A 5,668-nucleotide genomic window follows, 5' to 3' on the forward strand; every position below is an offset into this window, starting at 1 on the left:
GGGCGGCCTCGGTGCGGGCCGCGTGCGCGGCGGAGCCGCCGGCGGGCGGGCCGCCGCGGGGCGGGCCCAGGCGGGACCGTAGCCGACCAGCACGAAGACCACAAGTTGCCCTCTTTCTCATGTTTCCCGACATCCCCCGATGTCACCGGGGGTGTGATCTCCTGGTGTCATGAGCGATCCGCTTGGGGAACGTGACATCGCCGCCGCCCCGCTCGGGGTGGTGGCGCGCGCGGCGGAGCCGTACCTGGCGAGCCTGCCGGACCGTCCCGTCCATGACCGGGGACAGGACCCGCTCCTGGACGAGCTGGACGGGCCGCTTCCGGACACGGGGGACGGCGCGGTGGCCGCGGTCGAGCGGCTGGTGCGGATCGGCACCCGGGCGGCGACGCACTCGTCCGGGCCGCGGTTCTTCCACTTCGTGGTGGGCGGGTCGACGCCCGCGGCGATGGCCGGGGACTGGGCGGCGTCGCTGCTCGACCAGGCGGCCGGGCTGTGGCTGACGTCGCCGCTGGCGGCGCGGGCGGAGACGGTGGTCCTGCGCTGGCTGAAGGAGCTGTTCGGCCTGCCCGCGGGGTTCGGGGGCGTGCTGGCGCCGAGCGCCACGCTCGCGCACGTGGCGGGCCTGGCGGCCGCGCGGCAGTGGTGGGCGGACGGGCACGGCGTGGACGTCGCGTCGCGGGGGCTGGCGGGGCTGCCGGAGATGCCGGTGTTCAGCAGCGGGCTCGTGCACGTCAGCACGCGCAAGGCGCTGCAGATCCTCGGGTGCGGCCGCGACACCCTGCGGACGTTCGCCCGCGACGACGCCGGGCGGGTCGATCTGGAGGCGATGGACGCGGCGCTCGCCGGGGCGGGCGGGCCCGCGGTGATCGTGGCGAACCTCGGAGAGGTGGACACGGGCGACAGCGACCCGGTCGCCGAGATGGCGGATCTCGCGGAGCGGCACGGGGCCTGGCTGCACGTGGACGGCGCGTTCGGGCTGTTCGCGGCCCTCAGCCCGCGGACGGCCCATTTCGCGCGGGGCGTCGAGCGGGCGGACTCGGTGACGGCGGACGGCCACAAGTGGCTGAACGTGCCGTACGAGAGCGGGTTCTCGTTCGTGCGCGATCCGGCGTCGCTGAGCCGGGCGTTCGGGGCGTGGGGCGCGGCGTACCTGCCGGATGCCGACGAGGAGCGGGTCAACTACAACATGCTCGGCCCGGAGTCGTCCCGCCGCGCGCGGGCGCTGCCGATCTGGGCGACGCTGCGGGCGTACGGGCGGGACGGGTACCGGGAGATGGTGGAGCGTCACCTCGACGTGGCCGCCCATCTGGGCGGGCTCGTCGAGGCGGCGCCCGACCTGGAGCTGCTCGCCCCGGTGCGGCTGTGCGTCGTGTGCTTCCGGTACCGCCCGGACGGCGTCCCCGAGGAGGACCTGGACGGGCTGAACGCGCGCCTGGGCGAGGCGCTGCTGGCGGACGGCCGCGTCTACGCGGGCACCAGCACCTACCGGGGCATGACGGTGTTCCGCCCGGCTCCGCTCAACTGGCGGACGACGAAGGCCGACGTGGAGCGGCTGGTGGACGTGCTCCGGGAGCTCGGCGCCCGCGTCGCCGGGTGATCGGCTCCCCCGGTCCGCTCAGCCGTTCCACGGCACGCTCTCGTCGAGCTCGTCGAAGGTCTGGGTGAGGCTGTACCAGCAGCCGGAGTCGTCCCGGAAGATCGCCTCGATCCCGTACGGGCGCTTCTGGGGCGGGTGGACGAACTCGACGCCCCGGGCCGACAGGCGCTCGTACTCGGCCTGGCAGTCGTCGGTGTTGAAGGCGCCGGCGCCGAGGACGCCCTTGGCGATGAGGGCCCGCATCTGGGCGGCGGAGTCGGGGTCCATGGTGGGCGGGCCGGGGATCATGAGGGCGAGGCTCAGTTCGGGCTGGTCCTTGGCGCCGACGGTGATCCACCGCATGCCGCCCTCGCCGAGGGTCATGTCGTCGCGGACCTCCAGGCCGAGCTTGTCGGTGAAGAACTCCTTGGCCGAGTCCTGGTCGAGCACCCAGACGGTGGCCAGCCCGAGGTTGGTGATCATGCCGTGTCTCCTTCGGTGAACGGGGTCGATGCGTTCACGCTAGGGCGCGGCGGGCGGCCCGGGCTTCTCCGTTATTGCTGCTTGCGGAAGCCGCCCGCCCAGAACATCACGAAGCACCCGGGGATGGCGGAGGTGGCGCCGGCGCGGGCGCGCCTGCGGAACTCGGTGGGCGTCGTCCCGGTCTGCTGCTTGAAACGGGTGCAGAACGTGCCGAGGCTGGTGAAGCCGACCTGCACGCAGATCTCGGTGACGGTCAGGTTGGCGGTGCGGAGCAGGTCCTGCGCGCGTTCGATGCGGCGGCGGGTGAGGTAGGCGCCGGGCGTCTCGCCGTAGACCTCGCGGAACAGCCGGACGAAGTGGTAGCGCGAGTACCCGGCGCGGGCGGCGACGGCGGAGACGTCCAGCGGCTCGGCCCACTCGCGGTCCATGGCGTCGCGGGCGAGCCTCATCCGGCGCAGCACGCCGGTGTCCAGGGTGGGCGGCGTGCCCGTCCGAACGGTTCCCATGGCCCGATGCTGGCACACCGCACCGACAGGAAACCCGGCCGCCGGCCGGTGAAGACTGCGCGCGGGACAGGACCCCGGAGAAGATCCTCCAGGGCCCTGCTCCGCGCTTGCCGGGTCAGGCGATCGGGCGCGCCGTCGGCGGGATCGGGTACGGCAGGTCCGTCCGGCCGCCGAGGTAGGCGTCGACGCCGTGCGCGGCGGCGCGGCCCTCGGCGATGGCCCAGACGATCAGGGACTGGCCGCGGCCCATGTCGCCCGCGGCGAACACGCCGTCCACGGACGTGCGGTAGTCGCGGTCGCGGACCACGTTGCCGCGCTGGTCCAGCTCGACGCCGAGCTGCTCCAGCAGCCCCTCGCGCTGCGGGCCGAGGAAGCCCATGGCCAGCGTCACCAGCTCGGCGGGGATCTCCCGCTCGGTGCCCTCGACGGGCGCGAACCCCGTCTGCGGGCCGCCGACCTCCACCAGCCTCAGCGCGCGGACGTTGCCGTCGGCGTCGCCGAGGAACTCGGTGGTGGACACGGCGTACACGCGGTCGCCGCCCATGTCGGCGAGCTCCTCGTGGGCGCTCTCCACCTTGAACAGCATCGGGTACGTCGGCCACGGCTGGCCGTCGGGGCGCTCCTGCGGCGGCCGCGGCATGATCTCCAGCTGGGTGACCGACGCGGCGCCCTGCCGGATCGCGGTGCCGATGCAGTCGGCGCCGGTGTCGCCGCCGCCGATGACGACGACGTGCTTGCCCTCGGCCGAGATGGGCGACTCGTCGTAGTCGCCCTCCTGCGCCTTGTTCGAGGGCGGCAGGTACTCCATCGCCTGGTAGACGCCCTTGAGCTCCCGTCCCGGGACGGGCAGGTCGCGCCACGCGGTGGCGCCGCCCGCCAGGACCACGGCGTCGTGGGACGCGCGCAGGTCGTCCGCGGTGATGTCGACGCCCACGTTCACCGAGGTCCGGAAGTCGGTGCCCTCGGCGCTCATCTGGGCGAGGCGCCGGTCGAGGTGCCGCTTCTCCATCTTGAACTCGGGGATGCCGTAGCGCAGCAGGCCGCCGATGCGGTCGGCGCGCTCGTACACCGTGACGTCGTGGCCGGCGCGGGTGAGCTGCTGGGCGGCGGCGAGGCCCGCGGGCCCCGAGCCGACCACCGCGACCTTCCGGCCGGTCTGCACGGCCGGCGGCTGCGGGCGCACCCAGCCCTCCGCGAACGCCCGGTCGATGATCTCGACCTCGACCCGCTTGATCGTCACCGGGTCCTGGTTGATGCCGAGGACGCAGGCGCTCTCGCACGGGGCCGGGCACAGCCTCCCGGTGAACTCCGGGAAGTTGTTGGTGGCGTGCAGCCGCTCGACGGCCTCCTGCCAGTCCTTGCGGTAGACGAGGTCGTTCCACTCGGGGATGAGGTTGCCGAGCGGGCAGCCCTGGTGGCAGAACGGGATGCCGCAGTCCATGCAGCGGCTCGCCTGCTTCTCCAGCCGGTCCTTGCCGAAGTCCTCGTAGACCTCCGACCAGCTCCTGATCCGCACGTCGACCGGGCGGCGCTTCGGGAGCTCCCGCCGGACGGTGAGGAAACCCTTCGGGTCAGCCATGTTGGAAGTCCCCCTCTCTCAGCTCTGCGCCGCGGCCATGACGGCCTCGTCGACGTCGCGTCCCTCTGCCTCGGCCTGGGCCATCGCGTCCAGGACCCGCCGGTAGTCGCGCGGCATGATCTTGGTGAAGCGGGCGGCGGCGGCGTCCCAGTCCTCCAGCAGCCGCCGCGCCACCGCCGAGCCGGTCTCGGCCAGGTGCCGCTCGGTCAGCGCCCGGACGGACTCGACGTCCGCGGCGTCCAGCGGCACCAGGTCGACCATCTCGCCGTTGACCCGCTCGGGCACCAGGTCCAGGACGTAGGCGATGCCGCCGGACATTCCGGCCGCGAGGTTGCGCCCCGTCCGGCCGAGGATCACCGCGCGGCCGCCGGTCATGTACTCGCAGGCATGGTCGCCGACGCCCTCGACGACGGCGGTGGCGCCGGAGTTGCGGACGCAGAACCGCTCGCCGACGACCCCGCGGGCGAACAGCTCGCCGGACGTGGCCCCGTACAGGATCACGTTGCCGCCGATGATCTGCTCCTCGGCGGCGAAGGCCGCGTCCCGCGCGGGACGCAGCGTCACCCGCCCGCCGGACAGGCCCTTGCCGACGTAGTCGTTGGCGTCGCCGACGAGCCGCAGGGTGACGCCGCGCGGCATGAACGCGCCGAAGGAGTTGCCCGCCGAACCGGTGAAGGTGACGTCGATGGTGTCGTCGGGCAGCCCGCCGCCGCCCCACTTCTTGGTCACCTCGTGGCCGAGCATGGTCCCGACCGTCCGGTTGACGTTGCGGATCGGCAGTTCCAGCCGCACCGGGTCGCCGAAGGAGATCGCGCCCTCGGCGAGCTGGATCAGCGTGTTGTCCAGGGCCTTCTCCAGCCCGTGGTCCTGCTCGACCGTCCGGTGCAGGGCCGCGCCCTCCGCCAGCGCCGGGACGTGAAGGATCGGCGCCAGGTCGAGGCCGGCGGCCTTCCAGTGCTCGACCGCCTCGCGGGTGTCGATCAGCTCGACGCGGCCGATCGCCTCGTCCAGCGACCGGAACCCGAGGGCCGCGAGGTACTCGCGGACCTCCTCGGCGACGAACTCGAAGAAGTTCACCACGAACTCGGGCTTGCCGGAGAACCGCTGCCGCAGCACGGGGTTCTGGGTGGCGACGCCGACCGGGCAGGTGTCCAGGTGGCAGACCCGCATCATGATGCAGCCCGACACCACCAGCGGCGCGGTCGCGAAACCGTACTCCTCCGCGCCGAGCAGCGCCGCGACGACGACGTCGCGGCCGGTCTTCATCTGCCCGTCGGTCTGCACGACGATGCGGTCGCGCAGCCCGTTCAGCAGCAGCGTCTGCTGGGTCTCGGCGAGGCCGAGCTCCCACGGCGCGCCCGCGTGCTTGAGCGACGTCAGCGGGGACGCGCCCGTCCCGCCGTCGTGCCCCGAGATGAGCACCACGTCGGCGTGGGCCTTGGACACCCCGGCCGCCGCCCGGTGGCCTCCGTTAGGCCGTCGATCAGCGCCGGGCTGTAGTTGCTCACCCCGGCATGGCGGACC

At 73.5% G+C, this 5,668-nt stretch carries 5 protein-coding genes; 1 reads left to right on the forward strand and 4 read right to left on the reverse strand.

What is annotated here, in order from left to right; all coding sequences use genetic code 11:
- The first annotated feature begins 169 nt into the window (after positions 1–169).
- Positions 170–1,597 carry a pyridoxal-dependent decarboxylase gene (locus tag AB0C69_RS37070; RefSeq protein ID WP_360360319.1) on the forward strand — a complete coding sequence of 476 codons (1,428 nt, stop codon included), beginning with the start codon at positions 170–172 and terminating at the stop codon, positions 1,595–1,597.
- A gap of 18 nt (positions 1,598–1,615) precedes the next feature.
- On the opposite strand, the gene AB0C69_RS37075 is transcribed toward AB0C69_RS37070, so the two are convergent.
- The 4 genes from AB0C69_RS37075 to AB0C69_RS37090 form a co-directional block, all read right to left on the reverse strand.
- Positions 1,616–2,059 (reverse strand): VOC family protein, encoded by a 444-nt coding sequence (locus tag AB0C69_RS37075; RefSeq protein ID WP_353835545.1) that lies wholly within the window; start codon positions 2,057–2,059, stop codon positions 1,616–1,618.
- 71 nt (positions 2,060–2,130) lie between these two features.
- Entirely contained in the window at positions 2,131–2,565 is a 435-nt protein-coding gene (locus AB0C69_RS37080) for a helix-turn-helix transcriptional regulator (protein WP_345175390.1), read from the reverse strand.
- A 115-nt stretch (positions 2,566–2,680) separates the two neighbouring features.
- Positions 2,681–4,144 carry a glutamate synthase subunit beta gene (locus tag AB0C69_RS37085; RefSeq protein WP_345175392.1) on the reverse strand — a complete coding sequence of 488 codons (1,464 nt, stop codon included), beginning with the start codon at positions 4,142–4,144 and terminating at the stop codon, positions 2,681–2,683.
- Between the two features lie 18 nt (positions 4,145–4,162).
- Positions 4,163–5,668 (reverse strand): glutamate synthase-related protein (locus AB0C69_RS37090; RefSeq protein ID WP_360360323.1); only part of this gene is annotated, 1,506 nt, incomplete at its 5' end.

It is taken from the genome of Actinomadura sp. NPDC048032 (assembly GCF_040653175.1).
Classification (GTDB): Bacteria; Actinomycetota; Actinomycetes; order Streptosporangiales; family Streptosporangiaceae; genus Spirillospora; species Spirillospora verrucosospora.

Bases quoted from the DNA above. Each gene is read 5' to 3' on its own strand.
- AB0C69_RS37080 (WP_345175390.1), bottom strand. From the start codon at position 2,565: ATGGGAACCGTTCGGACGGGCACGCCGCCCACCCTGGACACCGGCGTG.
- AB0C69_RS37070 (WP_360360319.1), top strand. From the start codon at position 170: ATGAGCGATCCGCTTGGGGAACGTGACATCGCCGCCGCCCCGCTCGGG.
- AB0C69_RS37085 (WP_345175392.1), bottom strand. From the start codon at position 4,144: ATGGCTGACCCGAAGGGTTTCCTCACCGTCCGGCGGGAGCTCCCGAAG.
- AB0C69_RS37075 (WP_353835545.1), bottom strand. From the start codon at position 2,059: ATGATCACCAACCTCGGGCTGGCCACCGTCTGGGTGCTCGACCAGGAC.